Source organism: Cedecea neteri NBRC 105707 = ATCC 33855 (genome assembly GCF_001571265.1).
Classification (GTDB): domain Bacteria; phylum Pseudomonadota; class Gammaproteobacteria; order Enterobacterales; family Enterobacteriaceae; genus Cedecea; species Cedecea neteri.
Window position 1 is genome coordinate 1 of the sequence record NZ_BCTL01000057.1, and the last position, 20,142, is coordinate 20,142.

General features: G+C 48.6%; 19 protein-coding genes and 4 pseudogenes. 11 read left to right on the top strand and 12 right to left on the bottom strand.

What is annotated here, in order from left to right; genetic code table 11:
- Nucleotides 1–497 precede the first annotated feature (497 nt).
- The 5 genes and pseudogenes from CNE01S_RS20540 to CNE01S_RS26095 form a co-directional block, all read left to right on the top strand.
- Nucleotides 498–786: pseudogene (locus tag CNE01S_RS20540) on the top strand (type II toxin-antitoxin system TacA family antitoxin).
- Nucleotides 774–1,259 carry a GNAT family N-acetyltransferase gene (locus tag CNE01S_RS20545; protein WP_061278097.1) on the top strand — a complete coding sequence of 162 codons (486 nt, stop codon included), beginning with the start codon at nucleotides 774–776 and terminating at the stop codon, nucleotides 1,257–1,259. The pseudogene CNE01S_RS20540 and the gene CNE01S_RS20545 overlap by 13 nt, the downstream one beginning before the upstream one ends.
- Nucleotides 1,260–1,455: 196 nt before the next feature.
- Nucleotides 1,456–2,802 carry an ISNCY family transposase gene (locus tag CNE01S_RS20550; RefSeq protein WP_082763257.1) on the top strand — a complete coding sequence of 449 codons (1,347 nt, stop codon included), beginning with the start codon at nucleotides 1,456–1,458 and terminating at the stop codon, nucleotides 2,800–2,802.
- 160 nt (nucleotides 2,803–2,962) lie between these two features.
- Nucleotides 2,963–3,094, top strand: coding sequence for a hypothetical protein (locus CNE01S_RS25865; protein WP_004218042.1), 132 nt, complete (start codon nucleotides 2,963–2,965; stop codon nucleotides 3,092–3,094).
- 239 nt (nucleotides 3,095–3,333) lie between these two features.
- Nucleotides 3,334–3,474, top strand: a pseudogene (locus CNE01S_RS26095) (ISNCY family transposase); the annotation flags it as partial.
- Nucleotides 3,475–3,859: 385 nt separating this feature from the next.
- On the opposite strand, the gene CNE01S_RS20555 reads toward CNE01S_RS26095, so the two are convergent.
- From CNE01S_RS20555 to CNE01S_RS20580, 7 genes and pseudogenes are all read right to left on the bottom strand, one after another.
- Nucleotides 3,860–4,153: a 4-fold beta flower protein gene (locus CNE01S_RS20555; protein ID WP_061278100.1), complete on the bottom strand. Its 294-nt coding sequence runs from the start codon at nucleotides 4,151–4,153 to the stop codon at nucleotides 3,860–3,862.
- Between the two features lie 431 nt (nucleotides 4,154–4,584).
- Nucleotides 4,585–4,911 (bottom strand): type II toxin-antitoxin system RelE/ParE family toxin, encoded by a 327-nt coding sequence (locus CNE01S_RS20560; RefSeq protein WP_061278102.1) that lies wholly within the window; start codon nucleotides 4,909–4,911, stop codon nucleotides 4,585–4,587.
- Complete coding sequence (locus CNE01S_RS20565) at nucleotides 4,911–5,138, bottom strand: type II toxin-antitoxin system Phd/YefM family antitoxin (RefSeq protein ID WP_061278104.1); 228 nt, start codon at nucleotides 5,136–5,138, stop codon at nucleotides 4,911–4,913. The genes CNE01S_RS20560 and CNE01S_RS20565 overlap by 1 nt, the downstream gene beginning before the upstream one ends.
- A gap of 237 nt (nucleotides 5,139–5,375) precedes the next feature.
- Nucleotides 5,376–5,761 (bottom strand): annotated as a pseudogene (locus CNE01S_RS24755) (IS3 family transposase); the annotation flags it as partial.
- 255 nt (nucleotides 5,762–6,016) lie between these two features.
- Complete coding sequence (locus tag CNE01S_RS20570) at nucleotides 6,017–6,214, bottom strand: helix-turn-helix domain-containing protein (RefSeq protein ID WP_061278106.1); 198 nt, start codon at nucleotides 6,212–6,214, stop codon at nucleotides 6,017–6,019.
- Complete coding sequence (locus CNE01S_RS20575) at nucleotides 6,214–6,849, bottom strand: hypothetical protein (RefSeq protein WP_072279192.1); 636 nt, start codon at nucleotides 6,847–6,849, stop codon at nucleotides 6,214–6,216. The genes CNE01S_RS20570 and CNE01S_RS20575 overlap by 1 nt, the downstream gene beginning before the upstream one ends.
- A 152-nt stretch (nucleotides 6,850–7,001) precedes the next feature.
- Nucleotides 7,002–7,334: an SMR family transporter gene (locus tag CNE01S_RS20580; RefSeq protein WP_072279197.1), complete on the bottom strand. Its 333-nt coding sequence runs from the start codon at nucleotides 7,332–7,334 to the stop codon at nucleotides 7,002–7,004.
- Between the two features lie 508 nt (nucleotides 7,335–7,842).
- On the opposite strand from CNE01S_RS20580, the gene CNE01S_RS20585 reads away from it, so the two are divergent.
- Genes CNE01S_RS20585 through CNE01S_RS20595 form a run of 3 tightly spaced genes read left to right on the top strand, consistent with a single transcriptional unit; the run spans nucleotide 7,843 to nucleotide 10,976 of the window.
- Nucleotides 7,843–9,069: an MASE1 domain-containing protein gene (locus CNE01S_RS20585; protein WP_082763255.1), complete on the top strand. Its 1,227-nt coding sequence runs from the start codon at nucleotides 7,843–7,845 to the stop codon at nucleotides 9,067–9,069.
- A gap of 3 nt (nucleotides 9,070–9,072) precedes the next feature.
- Nucleotides 9,073–10,350 (top strand): HdeD family acid-resistance protein, encoded by a 1,278-nt coding sequence (locus CNE01S_RS20590; protein ID WP_061278112.1) that lies wholly within the window; start codon nucleotides 9,073–9,075, stop codon nucleotides 10,348–10,350.
- A 2-nt stretch (nucleotides 10,351–10,352) separates the two neighbouring features.
- Nucleotides 10,353–10,976, top strand: a complete 624-nt coding sequence (locus CNE01S_RS20595) for an Lnb N-terminal periplasmic domain-containing protein (RefSeq protein ID WP_169799428.1) — start codon at nucleotides 10,353–10,355, stop codon at nucleotides 10,974–10,976.
- Here CNE01S_RS20595 and CNE01S_RS20600 read toward each other — a convergent pair.
- A protein-coding gene (locus CNE01S_RS20600) for an IS3 family transposase (RefSeq protein WP_096754220.1) occupies nucleotides 10,951–12,119 on the bottom strand; the annotation gives its coding sequence in 2 pieces (ribosomal slippage) (nucleotides 10,951–11,870 and nucleotides 11,870–12,119; 1,170 coding nt in all). The genes CNE01S_RS20595 and CNE01S_RS20600 overlap by 26 nt on opposite strands.
- A 338-nt stretch (nucleotides 12,120–12,457) precedes the next feature.
- Between CNE01S_RS20600 and CNE01S_RS20610 the strand changes: the two genes are divergently transcribed.
- Entirely contained in the window at nucleotides 12,458–13,201 is a 744-nt protein-coding gene (locus CNE01S_RS20610) for a MipA/OmpV family protein (protein ID WP_245874548.1), read from the top strand.
- A 185-nt stretch (nucleotides 13,202–13,386) separates the two neighbouring features.
- Here CNE01S_RS20610 and CNE01S_RS25390 read toward each other — a convergent pair.
- From CNE01S_RS25390 to CNE01S_RS25870, 4 genes and pseudogenes are all read right to left on the bottom strand, one after another.
- Nucleotides 13,387–14,251 (bottom strand): annotated as a pseudogene (locus tag CNE01S_RS25390) (IS3 family transposase); the annotation flags it as partial.
- Nucleotides 14,252–14,355: 104 nt separating this feature from the next.
- On the bottom strand, nucleotides 14,356–14,793 hold the full coding sequence (locus CNE01S_RS20620; protein WP_061278121.1) for a hypothetical protein: 438 nt from the start codon (nucleotides 14,791–14,793) through the stop codon (nucleotides 14,356–14,358).
- Entirely contained in the window at nucleotides 14,787–15,503 is a 717-nt protein-coding gene (locus CNE01S_RS20625) for a hypothetical protein (RefSeq protein WP_061278123.1), read from the bottom strand. Before CNE01S_RS20625 ends, CNE01S_RS20620 begins: the two co-directional genes overlap by 7 nt.
- A gap of 719 nt (nucleotides 15,504–16,222) precedes the next feature.
- Nucleotides 16,223–16,435, bottom strand: a complete 213-nt coding sequence (locus CNE01S_RS25870) for a hypothetical protein (protein ID WP_061278125.1) — start codon at nucleotides 16,433–16,435, stop codon at nucleotides 16,223–16,225.
- Nucleotides 16,436–17,015: 580 nt separating this feature from the next.
- On the opposite strand from CNE01S_RS25870, the gene CNE01S_RS20635 reads away from it, so the two are divergent.
- Both CNE01S_RS20635 and CNE01S_RS20640 read left to right on the top strand, forming a co-directional pair.
- Complete coding sequence (locus CNE01S_RS20635; protein ID WP_425430216.1) at nucleotides 17,016–18,206, top strand: efflux RND transporter periplasmic adaptor subunit; 1,191 nt, start codon at nucleotides 17,016–17,018, stop codon at nucleotides 18,204–18,206.
- A gap of 8 nt (nucleotides 18,207–18,214) precedes the next feature.
- Nucleotides 18,215–20,140 carry a MacB family efflux pump subunit gene (locus CNE01S_RS20640; RefSeq protein ID WP_061278131.1) on the top strand — a complete coding sequence of 642 codons (1,926 nt, stop codon included), beginning with the start codon at nucleotides 18,215–18,217 and terminating at the stop codon, nucleotides 20,138–20,140.
- Nucleotides 20,141–20,142 lie beyond the last annotated feature (2 nt).

Here is a 20,142-nt window from a genome sequence, read left to right on the forward strand (position 1 = left end):
GATCCGAAAAAAGCTAGACGTGGAGATGAGAATAACTACCTCATAAGAAGCAAAATTTACCCCTTTGGGGGCTTTTATTCAGTGCAGAACCTTCCGGGAAAACGGGTTTTCGTGGGGAGTCGGATCGTAATGTGCGCAATAAGAATATTTTAAATAATTCAATTAAATCAGTTTGATAGGTGTTTTTTTCAGAATGTTAGTCCCTGTTGCCGGAGGTTTTCGGAAGTAGAAGTAAGAGGTGAGGGCAATCAGTATAGTCAATTACAATAAGCAGGTGGAGAGCAGAACAATGCCAGAAGAGGCGCTTTTTTATAGCTCCCACCGCTCTGGTTCTCTGTTGTAACGGCATCATCCCATCTGTGATAGCGGTCAGTCATCCGGCGTTCATCGTTGAAGTGACGACAGAATGGCTTACAGACCGGAGTCTCAGAGAGGAGATCTGTCTCAGCCGTATAGCGATTGCTATACATAACATTTGTGCTATTATTGTAAAGCAATTGCTATACAAGGAGTGCACACATGAAATCAGATGTTCAGCTCAACCTCAGAGCGAAGGAATCTCAAAGAGCGCTTATTGATGCTGCGGCAGAGATCCTCCATAAATCACGTACAGACTTCATTCTGGAAATGGCCTGTCAGGCTGCAGAGAACGTGATCCTCGACCGTCGTGTATTCAATTTCAACGATGAACAGTATGTCGAGTTTATCGATATGCTTGATGCCCCTGTCACGGATGAGCCCGCGATTAACAAACTGCTGACAAGGAAACCTCAGTGGGACGTGTAACCGCGCCAGCCCCGTTATCCAGCGATCATCAGGTGGCGGAGTTCATCAGTGGAGAAGTTGTGCTCGATGACTGGCTCAGACAGAAAAGCTTAAAAAATCAGGCCCTCGGGGCGGCCCGCACGTTCGTTGTCTGTAAAGCAGAGACGAAGCGCGTTGTTGGTTTTTACTCCCTGGCCACCGGCAGTGTTAACCATGTGGAAGCCACGGGGAATCTCCGACGCAATATGCCTGATCCGATCCCCGTCATCATACTTGCGCGTCTGGCTGTTGACATCACATTCCACGGACAAGGACTTGGCGCTGATTTATTGCATGATGCCGTGCTGCGCTGCTATCGGGTTGCAGAGAATATTGGCGTACGGGCAATCATGGTTCACGCGCTGACAGATGAAGCGAAAGCTTTTTATATTCATCATGGCTTTAAGGTATCTCAGACACAGGCGCGGACCCTGTTCCTCAGGCTACCTCAATAGAAGGTGAGCGGAAGGTAACTCGTAACAAATTGATTTAGAACATTATATTTAGTAAATTTAACATAAGATAGATTATGCGCACCATGATTGTAACTCCAATATTCTGATGTCACTTTTAACACATTTAGTGATGTCACTTTTTCTGGCATAAAGGATTCAATCCTCAGGCCATGGAGACATCAGGATGCTTGTGACCATGTCAGATAAAGAACTCAGTCGGATCAACATCATTCAGTCAGTTGTTGAAAAGCGCATGCGCCGTCGCGATGCTGCTCATCAGCTTGCTTTGACCGAACGTCAGACACAGCGTTTGATGAACCGCTTTCGTGAATCTGGTGCTGCAGGTCTGGCAAACCTTCGACGAGGACGCCCCGGTAATCATAGACTTCCTGAGTCACTGAAGCTGCGTGTACTTTCTTTACTTCACGATCATTACAGCGACTTTGGACCAACGCTGGCCGCAGAAAAATTGCGCGAACGCCATAACATCACGGTGTCTATTGAAACACTGAGAAAATGGATGACGGCTGATGGGCTCTGGGTCCAATACTCACGTCGCAGGCCACGTGTTCATCAACCCAGATACCGGCGTGACTGCCTTGGAGAACTTGTTCAGATCGATGGTTCCCCGCATGACTGGTTTGAAGGACGTGCCCCCAAATGCTGCCTGCTCGTCTTCATTGATGATGCTACTGGGCGCCTGATGCACCTCCGTTTCGGCGAGACTGAATCAGCCTTTGATTACATGATGGCCACCCGCGAGTATCTTGAACAGCATGGCAAACCACTGGCGTTCTACAGCGATAAGCACGGCATTTTCAGGGTCAATAATGGTGGCACTACCACAACTGGAATCACTCAGTTCGGCCGGGTGCTTTCCGAACTGGGGATCGAGTTGATATGCGCCAACAGCCCGCAAGCTAAAGGTCGCGTTGAGCGCGCAAACCAGACTCTTCAGGATCGACTTATCAAAGAAATGCGGCTTGAAGGCATCAGCAGCATCGAGGATGCCAATGCCTGGCTGGATTCCTTCATTATTGACTTCAATCGTCGTTTTGCCAGACCAGCAAAATATCCCAAAGACCTGCATCGACCGGTGGTTGAAAGCTCTGAAGATCTGGATGATATCTTTGCTTGGCAGGAATCACGAAAACTCTCGAAAACACTGACTTTCCGTTACGATAAGATGATATATCTCGTTGAACCTACGGAAGAAAATACCAGAATTGCAGGTGAAAAAATCACAGTTTACGACTACCCAGATGGTACGCTGGCGTTTAAATATGGCTACCGATCACTCAATTATCAGGTCTTCGATAAACTGGAATGCATCGACCAGGGGCAAATCGTTGATAACAAACGGCTCGGTGCTGTACTGAAACTGGCTCAGGACAAGATGGATGAATTGGATCGAGAGGGAAAGCGAGATAGGAGTAAAAAAATGCCCAAACGACGTGCACAGGCCCGGGTTCAGGAGCAACTCAAGGCCATCAACCCTGTACTGGCTAATCCTGAAGAGTTCCGAGCCAGTCTGAAACGCTAGCCCCCTGCTCTGTTCTGTTTTTTTACCTTTAGCAGTGTGATGGAGTGCAAGCTTCTGAAAACACGTCAGTTGGTTTTATAACCATGAACCCTCATTTCATATTTGGCATTACTGCCACAGTTCGTAAATATGAATCTGTTTGTCACTCAAGGAGATTTTTATGGGTATTAAACCTGGCCCAAAGCCGATTGCTGAATCAACTGGCAAAGAAGATAAAAGAAGGCGTGTCACTCCGGAAAACAAACCAAAGCATCCCGGACTGAAGGAACACGACCATAAAAAAGGCGAATAACAGCTTATTGGTATAGCCTCTCATCACAGGCATGGACGTCATTCATGCCTGCTTTCCTCTGACATAAACCACCTTCTCTCTCTTCACATCACTTAAGGTGACATTTCTAACTGGCTAAATGAGGTGACATTTTAAGCTTGCAATAACATTAGCTAAATTTAAATGTCCGTCTCTGACCAAATGACATGTCCGCGCTACAGTCTCACCACAGCGATCACTGCTTTCCAAGGATGAGATTCATGACGGCATACGGAACGGAGTTTTTCTCAATGAACGATGTGAACCGACTCAGGATCCTTCAGGACGTGATTGACAGGCGTCTGACAACACGCCTTGCAGCCAGCCGGCTGGAGATCTCTGACAGACACTGCCGCAATATGCACGGGTTACACGGAGACCATAGGTGTCCAGGCGTAGTCGTATTTGAGTCATTTTGTCGTGCCTCGTTTTGTGCAGCAGGACAGCCTGTTCAAGCACCTTTATCAGTTCCTCGGCTGAAACCTCTGGCGACACGGCTATGCAACCTGGCAGAACAGAGCAACTGCCAGTACGAACAGGCAGGCCACACCGGCACTGGCAGCACCGGTAATGAGGTAGCCCGCAACAACCTGTAACCAACTCATTATGGCCGCTCATTGCGGTAGGCGTGGATACGGCGTTTTATCGTCATTCATTTCTTCACCTCGCTGCTAATCCACGGCGACGCTGTTAGTAGTTAATACATTGGCAGTTACACAGAATCACTGACAGGCACTGATAGCAAAATTAAAAGGTGTCCCACTGAGGAAAGTCCTGATAACCCATGTACATGGCATACCCAACATAGTTAACATATCTTGTTGTTCCCGATCTGTTCCTCGGGGTGAACCGGGCGACTTTGCGGTGCAGCTTGGAGCGATTGACTATTAGCCTTTTGTTTCTCAGTTCGCCTAAGTAGCGCCCATCAACACCATAGACTTCATTGCCGTTCAGTTTGCCAACATGCTTGCCTCTGTACGTATAAAGATCGTCATTGGATATGTAGCCGAAATATTTTCCTGACCAAGTCCAAATATTCATTTTTAGCCTCCATTTAGCTTATAAAAAAAAACCAAATCATGATGTTGTTGACTTATCAAGCCAACCAACCGTTAAACATACAACAGTGGCCACCTGGGATTGCAGTTATATTTACCCATAAGAAAATAACTAAATAACCGGTCAACAACATAATGCCGGAAATTACTGGGTAACGTAGGCTTGCCGAATTTGATATTCACGAGGACCGTCTATTATTCTCTGTTTTGCCCCTGCTGGCAGGGACGGTTCTAATTCAAGGATCAGCCAGTGGGTTCAGCATACTGACTCGCCAGACAGGATCGGAATACCTCTCAATAACCAGGTCACGCACCATTACCGAAACGGGTTTGATATAGGGCGACAGTTGTAGCCTTAACAACAATCAGAAATTTTGGGCTGCTCTGTTTGGGCAGAATTTCTTGTACATCCACTCAAACGCTAATCAGGCGTTTGAAGAGAAGGTTCTGAATATCCTGCCTGTGGGACAGTATTGCATGAGCCGTTATTGCATCATCCTCAACCGAGTACAGGACTCTGTAGCCATCCGGAGTATTGCACTCCCGATATTTTGCGCAGCCTATTTTGAGTAGTTCAGGGCAAATCTGACAACCCAACGGAAAATCACCTACCCTCTTTTCGAAGTGCTCAATGATGCCACTGATCACGTCTTTGGGTGCGGTGTCGATACGACGAAGATGGCTGGCGATGTCATCGATGCAGGTTTTGACGGTTTTGGTGTACTGAATCATTACCGCCATTACAGACCCGCCAGCAGTTGCTCTTTACTGAACACGTTACCGTCTGCTTTGTCTTTCTCTGAAAGCGTCAGCAGTTTAAGCAGTGCTATTGAGTTCTCTCGCTCCTGCTGCGCGGTGTAGGACTCAATCACATACGCCGGAACCCCGTTCTGAGTGACCAGTATCGGTTCTTCCAGATCGAGCGATGCCGCGTTTTTCTTCACGTAGCTGATGGTTTCAACTTTCATAATAACCTCACAGACAATAGAAGTCTAAATATAGGCCAAATTTGAGTTGTCTGCAATGTTACGATTTTGACGTACATCGCCCGCTGGAGAATGGCGAAAACCTGCAGGCGACACTTACCTTGCGCGGACAACGTAAGGTCTCAAAAAAACCTGACTTTACAGTATGATAAGAAGCTTTATTTGCTTGAGGATAATGAAGAAAACCGTCGTTTTCAGGGGAAATGCATCGATGTCTGGCAGTATCCGGACGGCCTGAGACCTCTCTTCCGGGCTGAAGCATTTGTTTGTGCCTGAGCGAATGGCCAGGGGACGCACATTTGGGTAAAACTCTTCAATCCAGCGCTTTAGAATTTCGCTACTGGGTAGCCGATGACACGGCGAGTGTACGACAGGCAACCACCGTGAGTAAGATAATGCTCAACAGCAACAATTTTCTGTGCACGTGAATAGCGTTCTCTTGGCTTTAATTCCCTGGGTAAATCGCCCTTCTCTTCATAAATCCTAACCCAACGGCTCAACTGTTTTGTGGAAGGATATCTCAGCTCCATGACAACAACGGAGACTTACTTTCTATACCGGTAATAGAGTTCGACGGCCCGGATCCAGTCCTCGTATGAATGCATAAATTAACCCCTGAAGGTCCAGGAATTCGTCCGCATCCTCCTCTGACCAAATAGACATGTCCGCGCTACAGTATCATCACAGTGATCGCTGCTTTCTAAGGATGAGACCCATCTTCAGTCTGGCGGGCCCTTATATAGTGAGGTATCTACTATTTCCCGAGGACTTTTGATCAGGCCTTGTTTGTACCTATAAAGGTTAATACGGCTCAACGGTTATCAATGCCACTTTATACTACTGCTCGGTTAACAATGTCCTTAACCCTCTATACGACGTAATTCTGTTAATAGCTTCGGATTACGTTGCAGGAGCGCCAGCACCTTTAACGCAACGCCGGTAGGTTGGCGGCGTCCTAACTCCCAGCTCTGCACCAACGCGGTTGATGCGCCGACCGCATCAGCGAATTCGGCGCGGGAAACGCCCAGTGACAGGCGCAATTCCTTCACATCTACCATCACGCGGCCTCCAGCGGCTTTTTGCTGATAATCAGGCGGCGGTGTGGATGTACATCACGGTCATAACCCCACGCATATTCAAGCCATCGGTTTTCCAGTTCATCCAGTGAGGTGATTGGAAACTTAGGCCAGTCCTCTCCTTCGGTTCCATCAGCAACGTAAAGCGAGTAACCGCTGTTATATGCCCAGTCGAGCATATCCAGCCAGAAACGCTGTCCATCGCCTGTTTGCTCGCTGTCTGATACCACAATATTGGTGATATCCAGTAAATGGCGGAAAAACAGCTTTGCGAAGCCCTGAATGGCTGAATAATGGCGGCTGGATGGGGTACGCCAGACCATCACTTGAGTTACAGCGCTATGCGGATATGTGATTTCACGATGGTGCACCAGCTTCACGGCGTAGGCGGTATATGGCTTACCTTCGTCAGTGGTGACGATTCGATACTGATCCTCAAACAGGGATTTGACCAGGCTATAGTTAGCTGGTGGCACATAGCCATCAATATGGTAATCCTCAATACCACTGGCAAGAAATTGCTCAGTGTGCTCCGAATTTCTGGAGTACATCCCCAAATTTTTGCTGAAATCAGCGGAATCAATTTTCAACGGTGGCACGTTGTTGCGTTCTCTCATTTTATCAGCTCCCGTTCAGGGGTAATGAACACAGCTTACCATGTACACTGTACGCAGACAACAGAACAGAAACCCCAGCTCGGCCGGCCGGGTTCAGGAAGTATGGCGGGGTAATCAGAATCAAGGCACAATAATCAGATGTGACACATTATTTAATGAGTTATAGATTTAGAGAAGAGCTGAATAATTATAATACCTGCTGCAATGCACGCCAATCCGATGAGTGCCGGAATGTCGAGTCGTTGTTTATATATCAAAAATGACATTACTGAAACAAGAAATATCCCCAAGCCGGCCCATATTGCATAAGCAATTCCAATATTCATTACTTTTACAACCTGCGAAAGCCCATAGAACGAAATAGAATAACCGAGAACCACAACAACACTGGGTATCAATCTGGTGAATCCATGTGATGCCTTCATCATTGTGGTTGCCAGCGTTTCTGCCGTGATCGAAACAGCGAGAATGATATATATTTTCAACATAAGGACTCTCTTATTTTTAGCCGATTTTAAAAGCGGTATTTTTTGGTCATTCGGTTGAGATCAGCATTATTATTAAGTCATCGGTTCAGACATAATAAAACCTGTAAAACTGTGCGGCATTTTAATTTAGAGCACCGAGCCAGTTATTAACATATTTAAGAGTAACGTGGCCTTGATACGAATAAACATACTTTCCGGGAATATAGTTAAACACCATGTAGTATGTCAACACAGACTGTTTTGTATCTGTGGTTATTGGCTGTTTTCAGTATATGTACAGAGCGTGACCGCAGGATCTTTCCTCTGCAGAGTGGGCGCTTATTCCTTCTTTTCTGTTCTTTGAAATAATGTCCTCCGCCCCCACAGCCAAAGCATCACAGAACCATTAAGGGTGCGATTTACCCGAACGGTCTACTCAGTGGGGAACACACAATCACATTCAGTATGATTTTTGTACTACGCTTTAGATCATCGCACTAATCTCGAAAATTTTTACTCCGGGGGCATGGTGTCTTCAGTTCGATTTTTGATGCAGCTATTGCTGTGGTGTGTTCTCTATTTTTTTCTCGGGTACATATCACTTTATCTTGATGATCCCGTCAGCCAGGTGTCTTTTGTCTGGTTTCCGGCAGGTATTGCCGTCAGTGCTTTCCTGATGACACCTCGTCGTTTCTGGCCGTATTTGTTCCTGAGCCTGTTTCTCGTTAGAACGTTTCTTGATGTGACAATGCGGCATCCGCTTGAAATATCTCTGATGCACTCTGTTATTTCTTTAAGTACCGATTTATCTGTCGCTTGGTGCGTACGGCATTTCACTCGACCTCATGACACGTTATACAGCCTGGTAATCTGGTTGTCTGCGACTCTGATAGCCAGTGCCTTTGCAGCAGTGCTCGGCGGAGGGTGGGTTGTGTTGCACCATGGAGTGGGCTTCGTTCAGACGGTATGGATTTGGTGGTCTGCCAACGTAGTCGGCACTATTCTGTTGACAACTATCGTGATGGGATTGTTCTTGAGACAAGAGCTAGAAATATCGCATAAATGGTTGATAGGTGGTGCGCTGTGGCTGGTGTTATGCCTGAGTACAATTTATGTTTTCCATCAGCCTATTGGCGGGCCACGGGGAGAAGCGTTCCTGTTCAGCCTGGCCTGTATTCCCGTCCTGGTGATGATTATGATACCGGTGCTCAGTGGGAATCAGATGGGGGCGATGGCATTTCTGAGCTTTTGCATCATCGTGATTTACTATTCATGGCAGCGTAACGGCCCGCTGTTTATACCCGGTTTGCACCCAGGTGAGCCCCTTTTGCTGGCACAGTGTTATCTGTCAGGCACAGCGCTCCTGCTGAACTTTGTCTATCTGCTCAAGCATCATCAGAGAACCAGTCCTGCATCATCCTATTATCTGGATCCCAGAAGTGGACACCTGACCTGGGACCAGAGTTCGCCCAGCAGACTCACTCAACACCTTTCGATGATTAATCACACCGACCAGCTATTCTCTCTGATGTCACACGATGACCAACAAATAATGCGTGAACGATGGGCCATTGTGCAAAATGGTGGCGCCATCAAGGGAGCGTTTCGGTTTTTACTGATCCTTTCTCCGGGTAACACGTTGCATCTACAAGAAACGAAGCTCATTGCATTACAGCAGCCGGAGGGCGTCGTACTCATTGGCTACTGGGCGGGCGAATTTCAGGAGCCCGACTCAATTATCAAGGGGATGTGACCAATGCTGCAGGTTGCACTGTTATTGATGGGCATGGCTTTTGTGCGAAAAGCAGCCCCGGCACTGGGGATTGTGGGTGTACTGTGGGGGGGGCTTGGCATCTCTATCTTCCTGGATGGCATAGAAGGAATGCGCTATTTCCCTTTCCACGTCTTTGGCATTCTGCTACTGATCGAAAGCCTTGTGACACTGGTTTTAGCCAACAATGCTAAAGGTGCGCAAAAATCAGTATATTATTTCAAAGGTGGAACCTTTTGCTTTATTGCAATCCTAATCCTTTCCGGGCGTGAAAGCAGCAATCTGCTATTGGCCATTTTGTTCGGTTTCGCTTTTTTCATTACAGGGTTGTTTGTCATGGCTTCAGCCTGGGTCGTTCGTTACGATCGCTGGCCACAGGTTTTTGTTGGTGGTATTGCGCAACTGGCTTTTTCTCTGTTCCTCTTTTTTCCTTACCCCACCCATCATCATGGAACCATTTCACAATTTCTTGGCATGATTATGATTTTAGGCAGCATTCAGTGCCTTCGGCTGGCATTCCGTGCATTCCAGCTACGTGAAGGGTCGACCATCTTCAACTTGATGGAACACGCAACGCAACCACCAGCTTCGGAATTTATGCATGACGCTCACCCAGGAGGACCGCTGATTGTTCATATCTGGACCCCGGAGGGCTCTTCCGAGAATTCGCCCGTCCCACGGCCGGTGATTAATCGCTATATTGCCGCGGTTGATATTGACGGAGTTATTTCAACGGGACATGCCGCACTGGAATCGCCACCTGATGTATACATCAGTCTGTATCCTGCTGTGGAGATTGACCGTTCACCCTCGGAATTTTTTCAAACGCTTAAAGCTATTCAGGAAAATAACGTGCCCGGTGAATTTAAACCTAGCTATCAACGTGAAGCGGCCGACTGGTGTGATTCCGACTGGAAAATTGTCTTTCATCATTACAATGCCAACGCCTTACGCCGTTATTGGGAAAGCTACCGCGAGGTCAACACGTATAACCTGACGTGGCGTAACTGTTCCAGCAGCGTTGCCTACGCCCTCGAATCAGCGCTTGACGGCATCCTTTCCGGCAAGCGTGGATGGCTACATTTCATCCGCTTATTTTTCATGCCGGAGTTATGGATTGCCGCTCAGTTACGAAAACGCGCTACCACCATGGCCTGGACACCAGGTCTGATGCTGGACTATGCACGCGCGCTACATGCTCTTGTTCATCCTGCTGAGCACTCGTGGTTGCATCGCTGGAGACAACAGTTGGATAGAACATGATAATGAAAAATAAAGGAAATGACGCCGATAAGATGGTTCCCTGGCTGCAAGAGTCTTCCCGGGTGGCCTCAATAGAATGGCAAGACAGTGATAATGTTCACATTAGTCATATACGAAATTTTAGCTATCGGAATGAAACTCGTCCTGCCCCGGACTGGTATGATTGTCAGTTGAAACTGAGTGACGTTATCGCTACTGACCTGGTTTTATCTTATTGGGCAGGAAACGCTATCGCACATGTCTTCCTAAGTTTTGGCTTCGAAAATGGGCGATGGCTGGCATTATCAATTGAAACTCGCAGACGGCAAAATCAATCCTGGTCTGCCTTTGGTGGTTTTTTGAAAAATTATCCCCTGGTTTATGTAATTGCTGATGAAAGGGATCTGATTGGTGTCCGTGCCAACGTAAGAAAAGAGCGTGTTTATCTCTACCCTTTAAACATTACACGTCAGCAAAGCCAGGATTTATTTTGCAGTTATCTGTTAAGAATTGAGAAAGTTAACCAACACCCTGAGTGGCATAACACACTGCTGAACAATTGCACGTCCAACATATTTTATCATGGAAAATCCGTATCCTTTGCGGTGAAATATGAAGTGGTCAACAAAAACTGGCCACAGCTTTAGAGTTTTTCCAGTATCGGTTTTCCGATTCGTTTGGTGGTAACCCACCGTTATATTCATGTGGTCTGAGCTCGCTGTAATATCCAACGATATAATTCGTTATGGCATGAGTTGCATCGCTGAAGCTTACGTAACCCATCACTGGCACCCATTCGTTCTTCAGACTCCGGAAGAAGCGTTCCATTGGACTGTTATCCCAGCAGTTTCCACGCCGACTCATACTCTGTTTGATCCGGTATCGCCACAGTAATTGCCGGAACTGCCTGCTCGTATAATGACTGCCCTGGTCACTGTGGAACATCACTCCAGCGGGCTTACCGCGCGTTTCCCATGCCATTTCGAGCGCCTTCATGGTGAGTCTGCTGTCCGGTGAGAATGACATTGCCCAGCCCACTGGTTTTCTTGCGAATAAGTCGAGAACAACGGCGAGGTACGCCCAGCGCTTACCTGTCCAGATATAGGTCACATCACCGCACCACACCTGGTTGGGCTCTGTTACGGCGAACTGTCGCTCAAGATGATTTGGGATAGCAACGTGCTCATGACCGCCACGCTTATACCTGTGAGTCGGCTGCTGGCAACTGACTAGTCCCAGCTCTTTCATGAGCCTGCCAGCAAGCCAGCGCCCCATCTGGTAGCCTCTCTGGGTTGCCATTGCGGCGATGCTTCTCGCTCCGGCCGAACCGTGGCTGATGCCATGCAGCTCAAGTACCTGACTGCGTAATACAGCCCGCCTGCCGTCTGGCTTTTCAGGACGGTTTATCCAGTATTTGTAGCTGCTGCGATGAACCCCGAATACATGGCAGAGAGTGACCACAGAATAACGCGCCCTGAGTTTTCCGATTATCGAGAACTGTTCAGGGAGTCTGACATCAAGAGCGCGGTAGCCTTTTTTAATATTTCATTTTCCATTTCAATACGCTGTAGCTTTTTCTTCAGCTCACGTATTTCGATTTGTTCCGGTGTTATCGGAGAGGCCTTTGGTGTTTTGCCCTGACGCTCTTCACGCAGTTGCTTGACCCATTTTGTCATCGTGGAAAGACCGACATCCATAGCCTTAGCGGCATCAGAGACGGTGTAGTTTTGATCGACAACCAGCTGAGCGGATTCGCGTTTGAATTCAGGACTGAAATTTCTTCTTTTCATTGGAGCACCTGTGTTGTTCTGAGGTGAGCATATCACCTCTATTCAGGTGGCCAAATTCAGTAAACCACTTCAGTTGTTCTGAGGTGAGCATATCACCTCTATTCAGGTGGCCAAATTCAGTAAACCACTTCAATATGACTGGAGAATATTGCTAAGTGGTTATACGGATCGTTATTGCTACAAGAACAATCTCCTGATAACAGTCTTCCTTTTGAAGAACTGAAGAAACGTAGCCACCTTACAAGATCTGACGTAACGACTATTGGCCCGACATATTCACTGGATATACGCCGCACCCGTTGAATTGTCTTGAGTGCTTTTACCCGGGAAAGGAATAAATGATGTGTAAAAACCTTAAGTTTATGCTGGCCTTTATGCTATTCGTTGTTGAAGTTGCACACAGCGCTGATTTTTCTCTTGGCGTTCAGGGGGGCTATTACGGAACCGCGTATAAAACGCGTCATGCCGATCATTGGGCCCTGCCCTATATCGGTTACAACGGTAAAGATTGGTACATTGATGGCACTGAAGCTGGATATAATTTTATCAATACCGATACTCAACTTTTCCGTGCAAAACTCTATTACTACACTAACCAATATAGTTCTTCCGATGGTCGCAATTCGGCTATGCGCAGCCTCAATAGTCGCTACAGCACGATGATGGGCGGCTTTACCTGGCAGTATATCTCCCCTGTTGGAGCTTTCAGCACAACAGTGGGCGCTGACACGCTGAATAACAGTAAGGGAGTAACATTGAATGTATCCTATATTCTACTGCAGCAGTGGGGGAATTTTACCCTGGTCCCTGAGGTGGGCGTTGACTGGTCGAATACGCAAAATACACGTTATTATTATGGGATAACAGATAAAGAGTCTGAACGTAGCGGCCTTTCCACCTGGCGCCCAAACGACAGTTATGTGCCTTACTTACAACTGGCGATGAATTATGCCTGGTCAAACCAATGGAATACTTGGGGAGAAATCACGGGACGATTTTATCCTTCAACCATAAGCAATAGCCCGATGGTCAATAAACACGACGTTACCGAGCTCACTGTAGGTATTAGCTATACCTTCTGAGACAAACAACACGTGTTGAGAGTGGGGTAGTAAATATCCCCCTTCTCTCTTGGCCTCAATCGGATCCGTTCACATGCTTCTTCATAAGTTTCTGTTGCACTGCCCACATCGTCCCTTCAACATCAGGATATAAACTGGATTATGTTGTATCTCAGCAGGAAGTTGCACCTGTAAGTATCCCAGCTTTAGTTCCACGTACTTTTTGAGAGTTCCGTTTTTTAGCCACCAGCCGGTATTCCTCCGGCGTCAGGTTTTTCAGGGATTCATGGGGACGCTCGCTGTGGTATTCATTCAGCCAGCATTCCGTGATTTCCCGGGCTTCATCCAGGGGCCTGACAGAGAAAAATCCTGGATTACTGTCCGGTAAGTTCGGTTAAAACGTTCGATAAACGCGTTCTGTGTCGATTTGCCCGGCTTGATAAATTCGAGCTGCGCGCCATGTTTTTCAGCCCATTGTGACGAGTGCCAGTGAGACCAGTTCTGGCCCGTTATCCATTCGCATCTTCAGCGGGTAGCCGCGGCTTGCCACTATTCTGTCCAGGACCCGGACGGGGGATATTCAGGTCGATTTCTATCGCCGACGCTTCACGATTAAAATCATCCACTATATTGAAGGTCCGAAAGCGCCTGCCGCAGCCCAGCGGGCGTGCATAAAATCGATAGACCTGTTCTGGTTTTGCGCTTCCGGCGTGGCCAGTGGTGTCAGGTTACACACAGGCAAACGAGGCTTTCCTTTCCGACAAAAATTCAGCTTTAACCGGCAGTAAACACGGTAAACACGCTTATGGTTCCAGACGCTGCCCTGCCAGCGAAGCAGCTGAAACAGCTTCTTTAAACCATATTGCGTATAACGTGCTGCCAGCTCAGTCGGTGCCAGAATCACTGGTTCATCCCGGCGAGTGTAAGGCTGGTAAAGATACATGTTCCTGCTCAGTGATAACAATCTGCATGCCTGACGTAAGCTCATGGCAAACTGCACGGTCAGACAGCTGACCAGATCACGCTTTATCGCTGGTTTTAAAGTTTTTCAATAACATCTTTCAGGATGCGCCGGGTCATGTTTAACGGAAATGCAGGGGTGAATATCTCAGAAACGGCCATGGCGCCGGGGCGGGAAGGGGCGCCGGCATGCCGGCGCCCGGACGGAGCAGGTGTCAGCCTTTGCCGGTGACGGCCGGTCGGCCGTCGGTGCTACAGGTCACCCGGAGGCGCTGTTGATGTCCCACATTGTCACGGATGTTCACTATGCCCGTCAGGTCGTTACTGGTTTGAACAGAAAAGTCACTATCCTTAACCGTCACTGATGCCTGCATAACAGAAATATCCTGGGTGTTATAATTCAGTCCGTGGCTGAAGGAGAGGAGCGTTATCGGGGTCTTCACTTCCACAAATGTATGGTTCTGAGCGGTTTCCCGGGGAGTGATGGTTAACGCTTTCCCCTGCACAGGGACGACCCAGGCATTAAAGCGGGTTTCAGGATTGATGGTCTGTTCAGATGAGGCCACGGCGCCCTGGCTGGGGGCCAGTTTACCGTCTTCTGCCCCTCCGGCGCTGGTGACAGTCAGCCTGATAGGGGAATTATCCTTCAACATGGAATGACGGAGCTGCCAGGCGGTATATTTCCCTGACACCTTATTTTCATCAACACCTTTTTCACCACGAGCCTCGAGCACAAGATTACCATGGAAGGAAATGTCGGTCTCACCGCCCTTTGTTGCCCCCCCCACGCCGAGGCGTTGGTATAATCAATCGGCTCCATAACGGTCAGAGCGACAGTCGCCTTTTCTTGGCTGGAGGCATCGCTGCCGTCACCGATGGGGGTGGCACTGTGCTCCGGCGACAGAAATGCCCCCAGCTTAAACTCCTTCGTGGAGTGCATTACAGACAGACTACTCACATAAAATACCTTTTCCGCCGTACCATCAGCAGAAACCGGCGTTTCCCCACCCCCGTTGTCATAAAACCCCAGGGTGTAATCATTTTTACTCAGACTGCAGAACAGCTCATTGCTGGTCCCGTCGTGTATACCGACGCTACCGGAAAGCGCTTTCTTTGAGGATGTGTCGTAAAGATAAACCTTGTCTTTCCATTCATCGGTGACATCGGTGACATTATTCTTTTCATCGGTCCGGATAATTTTAAAGCGAACCCGGACCGGGAGATTATTTTTCTCGTTACCGAAGATTTTTGCCGAGCGGTGTGAGACCGCGTCGGGAAAGTCGACCTCCATTGAGTTAACAGATATACCGGCAGGGAGTTTGCCGACGACAAGTGAGTCGTCGGTAGTGGATAAGCTATTCATATTCATTCCTTAGATTAATTATAAGTTTAAATGCGTCCGACGGCATATTCGCCCCATTATCAGGGGGGGGGGGCAAGAAGGAAATTCTGACCATACTGTGAGAAAATTTGCAGAGGGGATATATATCAGTCTGAAGTGAAATCCGGCAGGTTCTGTCGAAAATACTCTACAAAATCGAGGGGAGCCTTATTCCGGACATGGTCAGGCTGCTTATGTATACAACTGCCTCCAGGCTGAGGTGTCTCCTGTATTTTCCATGCTGCTCTTTTTTAAGCATCCGGTGCAACGCTATTCCCACAATTGTCGCTTCCGCGGATCCCAATGATTTAAATCCGGGTGCAGACTTCGCAATACGTTTAATACCCTGATGGTCCTGTCCCACCAGATTGCTCCGATATTTTATCCGCCTCCCCCTATCAACAAAGGCCAGAGTTCACAGAGAAATAACAGGTGGTAGCGAGATGTCCCTGAGAATGAACACGGTAATTGTGAACGAACAAAACAACAGATAATCTCCTGGCAAGGTTGGCATAAAAGGTTGTTTGCAGCTGTCACACGATATTAAAAATGAAAGCACAATGCAGATAGACGGCGAAGCTCAGAAAATTTATCCACCAGCACCGCAAAGAACTTCTCGACTGCATATGCCCCCGGATCCTTCACTCCGTCAAGGTTATCGCAACTGAAGCAGGATGAACCGCCCGCTCTGGCTTTCGTCATTACGCAGGTGTATTTTCCGCCCCGGCACGCGCCGCGTCAGCCACATCAGGCAACGGAACTTCTTCACGGTACAGGGCCAGTACGGGCACAAGTACATCAACGATTGTCCTGTTACCGGAGCCTCGTGAAGGCTTTCCGCTGATATCATGCGGCGGTTTACCTGACTGTCGAATCGATGCATAGTGAGCGGGGATAATCGCGACAAAATCCATAGCGGAAGCTCTTCCTGAAGCTATTAGGAATATTTGTATACTGCTGTCGACGACCAGATAAATACGAAGTTAACTTTCACTTTGTAGCTGCATTTTCGGCAAATAAAGAACAGCTTTTTCATCAATATTTAGGATAATTCTTTTCATTTAAGACCATTCTTGCGCATGCCCATTTTTTCAATAGCACCTTCCTTGATTAATTACACTCATCATCTTTATACTCCCCATGCAATGCGCAGAGCATAAAAAACACTGCAAACCACGGAAGGAGAAAACAGTTTGCAATCAAACAGGCCATAAAAAAATAACTTTTAAATTCAGCCGGATAACGAAAATGTCACTCTGACTTTTCATGAGCTACTGATATTATGGAAGTGACCATTGATGTTAATCATATGGCAAATCATAATAATCTGGCTTAATTTAAATTCCTTTAACCCCGGCAATGACGATAAAAAGAGCCTGCCTGACATATTTGCCAGCGTGCATTCTCCTCAGCATTCTCATTCACCCTTTGTTTAATATCCAGGGCTATGATGAGTGTTAATTTCCCGTATTTAACGTTATGGAAAACTACGTTATGTCGCCAGTAAAATTCACCTCCCGCCGCACGGTACTGCTTTGCATCTTCGCGCTGACCATTGCCACTGTTTTACTCGCATTATTTCTGCATAAGCCAGCACAGCCTGCCTACATTACGGCCCCGGTGCGACTGGGCAGTATTGAAAATGCCGTACTGACCACCGGCCGGCTGGATGCAGTGGAGCGCGTCAATGTCGGTGCACAGGTTTCCGGCCAGGTGAAATCACTGAAAGTTAAAGTGGGTGACAATGTGACCAAAGGACAATCTGTCGCCGAAATAGATGATCTGCCCCAGCGTAATGACCTGCGTACTGCAGAAGCCAGTCTGAGCGAGATTAAGGCCGATATGCTCGCAAAACAGGCGCAGCTTAAACAAGCTGAATCAAAATACAAACGCCAACGCAGGATGCTCAGTGAAGAGGCCAGCTCTCAGGAAGACTACGAGAATGCGGAAACGACGCTTGCCACCTTGCGGGCGCAAATAAAGTCGCTTAATGCCCGACTTGTACAAGCGCAAATCACCGTCGACAAAAAGAAAGTCGATTTGAGCTACACGCGCGTGGTTGCTCCGATGGACGGGATTGTCATTGCGGTTGTCACACAGCAGGGCCAGACCGTAAATTCCACCCAGAGCGCACCAACCATCATCAAACTTGCCCGCCTTGACGTGATGACCATTAAGGCCCAGGTCTCTGAAGCTGACATCACGCGTGTCAGACCGGGCCAGAAAGCCTGGTTCACTATCTTCTCAGAGCCTGAACATCGTTACGATGCCACACTGCGCACCGTTGAGCTGGCACCAGAATCGATAATGAAAGACGATTCACTGGCCAACAACAGCACTTCATCGGGATCCGGAACGTCAAATGCATCCGTTTATTACAACGCACTCCTCGACGTCCCAAACCCCGGTAATCGCCTGCGCATTGCCATGACCGCCCAGGTTTCAATGGTGCTAGGCGAAGCAAAAAACACCCTGCTGATACCTGTCCAGGCGGTGCATAAAACAGCGGATAAAAAATCGCAGGTTCAGGTGCTGACCCCGGACGGACGTACTGAGGCGCGTGAAGTCAAAACGGGGATCTCCAACAATGTTGATGTGCAGATCCTCTCCGGACTGAAAGCAGGTGAAATCGTTACGCTGTCTCAGCCAGAGGCCAAATCTGCCGAAGGAGTATTCTTCCTGTGAAGGCAGTCATGGAACTAAAAGGTGTCAACCGGACCTACTCAAACGGCAATCAGTCCCTCAGCGTACTGAAAGATATCAACCTGACTATCAGGGCCGGCGAAATGGTCGCCATCATCGGGGCTTCCGGCTCCGGTAAATCAACGCTGATGAATATTATGGGTTGCCTCGATGTACCTGACAGCGGCGACTACGCTATCGGTGGCCAGAATGTAGCGCTGCTGTCTGCTGACGCGTTAGCACAAATTCGTCGTGAACACATTGGCTTTATCTTTCAGCGTTATCATCTTATGCCCGACCTCAGCGCACTGGGTAATGTGGAAATCCCGGCCATTTATGCCAACCGTCCCCGCGACCAGCGCCGATTGCGGGCAGCCCAACTGCTGGCCCGACTGGGCCTGGAAGGGTGGGAGAACCACCGGCCAGGTCAACTGTCAGGCGGGCAGCAGCAACGCGTCAGTATTGCCCGATCGCTTATCAACGGCGGGGAGATAATTCTGGCTGACGAACCCACCGGCGCACTCGATTCGCGATCAGGCCAGGAAGTCCTGGCTATTCTCAGTGAGCTAAACCAGCGCGGTCATACCGTCGTTATCGTTACCCATGATATGAATGTCGCGAAACGTGCCCAGCGAGTCATTGAACTTCGGGACGGTGAAATCATATCGGACAACGGGCATAACCCCGGCACCGGACAACCGTTTCCACAATCCCCCCGGGTGTCGCAGAAAGGCTGGCAGACTCTCCTGGATCGCACCCGTGAGTCGCTGCATATGGCGCTGAAATCGATGAATGCTCACCGCCTGCGCACCGCACTGACAATGACCGGTATCATTTTTGGGATTGCCGCTGTTGTCACTGTTGTCGCACTGGGTGAAGGCGCCAAACAGCGAACCCTGGAAAACATCAAAGGGCTGGGTACCAATGTGGTCAGTATTTTCCCGGGTAGCGATTTCTTCGATGATGCCGCCGACAAAATCCGCACACTGGTCCCTGCCGACGCGGATGCCCTCGCACAGCAGAATTTTATCGAAAGCGTCACGCCGGAGATCTACGCTCAGGACACTATACGCTTTCGCGGAAAGTCGGCCCCAGCCACCGTCAACGGCGTCGGACGGGACTATTTTCACGTAAACGGCATCACAATTATTCAGGGAGCTACGTTTCGCGATGACCGTCATGCCCTCCAGGAAGTCATTATCAATGATAACGCCGTACACTCCCTTTTTGGCGATCCGGGTGCCGATGCGCTGGGCCAGATTGTGTTTCTCGGATCCGTTCCGGCCCGGGTGATTGGTGTAGCAAAAAGTAACCGTGATTATCCTCCTAACCGAATAGCAGTCTGGATGCCCTGGAGTACCGTCATGTACCGCATGGCGGGAAAATCAACGTTAAGCAGCATCAGCGTTCGTCTGCGGGACGACGTCACCAATGAAGCCGCAATAAGCGCCATTACGCAGTTGCTTATTCAGCGTCATGGGGTAAAAGATTTTATGCTGTTCAACCGTGACCAGTTTCGAAAATCGGTCGAACACACATCCATGACACTCAGCCTGCTAATCCTGATGGTCGCTTCAATCTCCCTGATTATTGGTAGCCTTGGGGTTATGAATATCATGTTGGTTTCTGTAACGGAACGCACCCACGAGATTGGCGTCCGCATGGCGGTGGGTGCGAGACGAAGCGATATTATGCAGCAGTTTATGACAGAGGCCGTGCTGGTCTGTCTGACCGGCGGTGCACTGGGCATTGCCCTGTCATTCGCCACTGGGCCACTGTTCTCTCTGATGGCGGGCAACATGCTCAACGCCATCTGGTCCTGGCAGGCAGCCACCATTGCATTTTTCTGTTCAACGTTAATCGGCATGGTTTTCGGCTATCTCCCTGCCCGTAAAGCGGCCAGGATGGATCCCGTCGTTTCACTGGCCAGTGAGTAAAT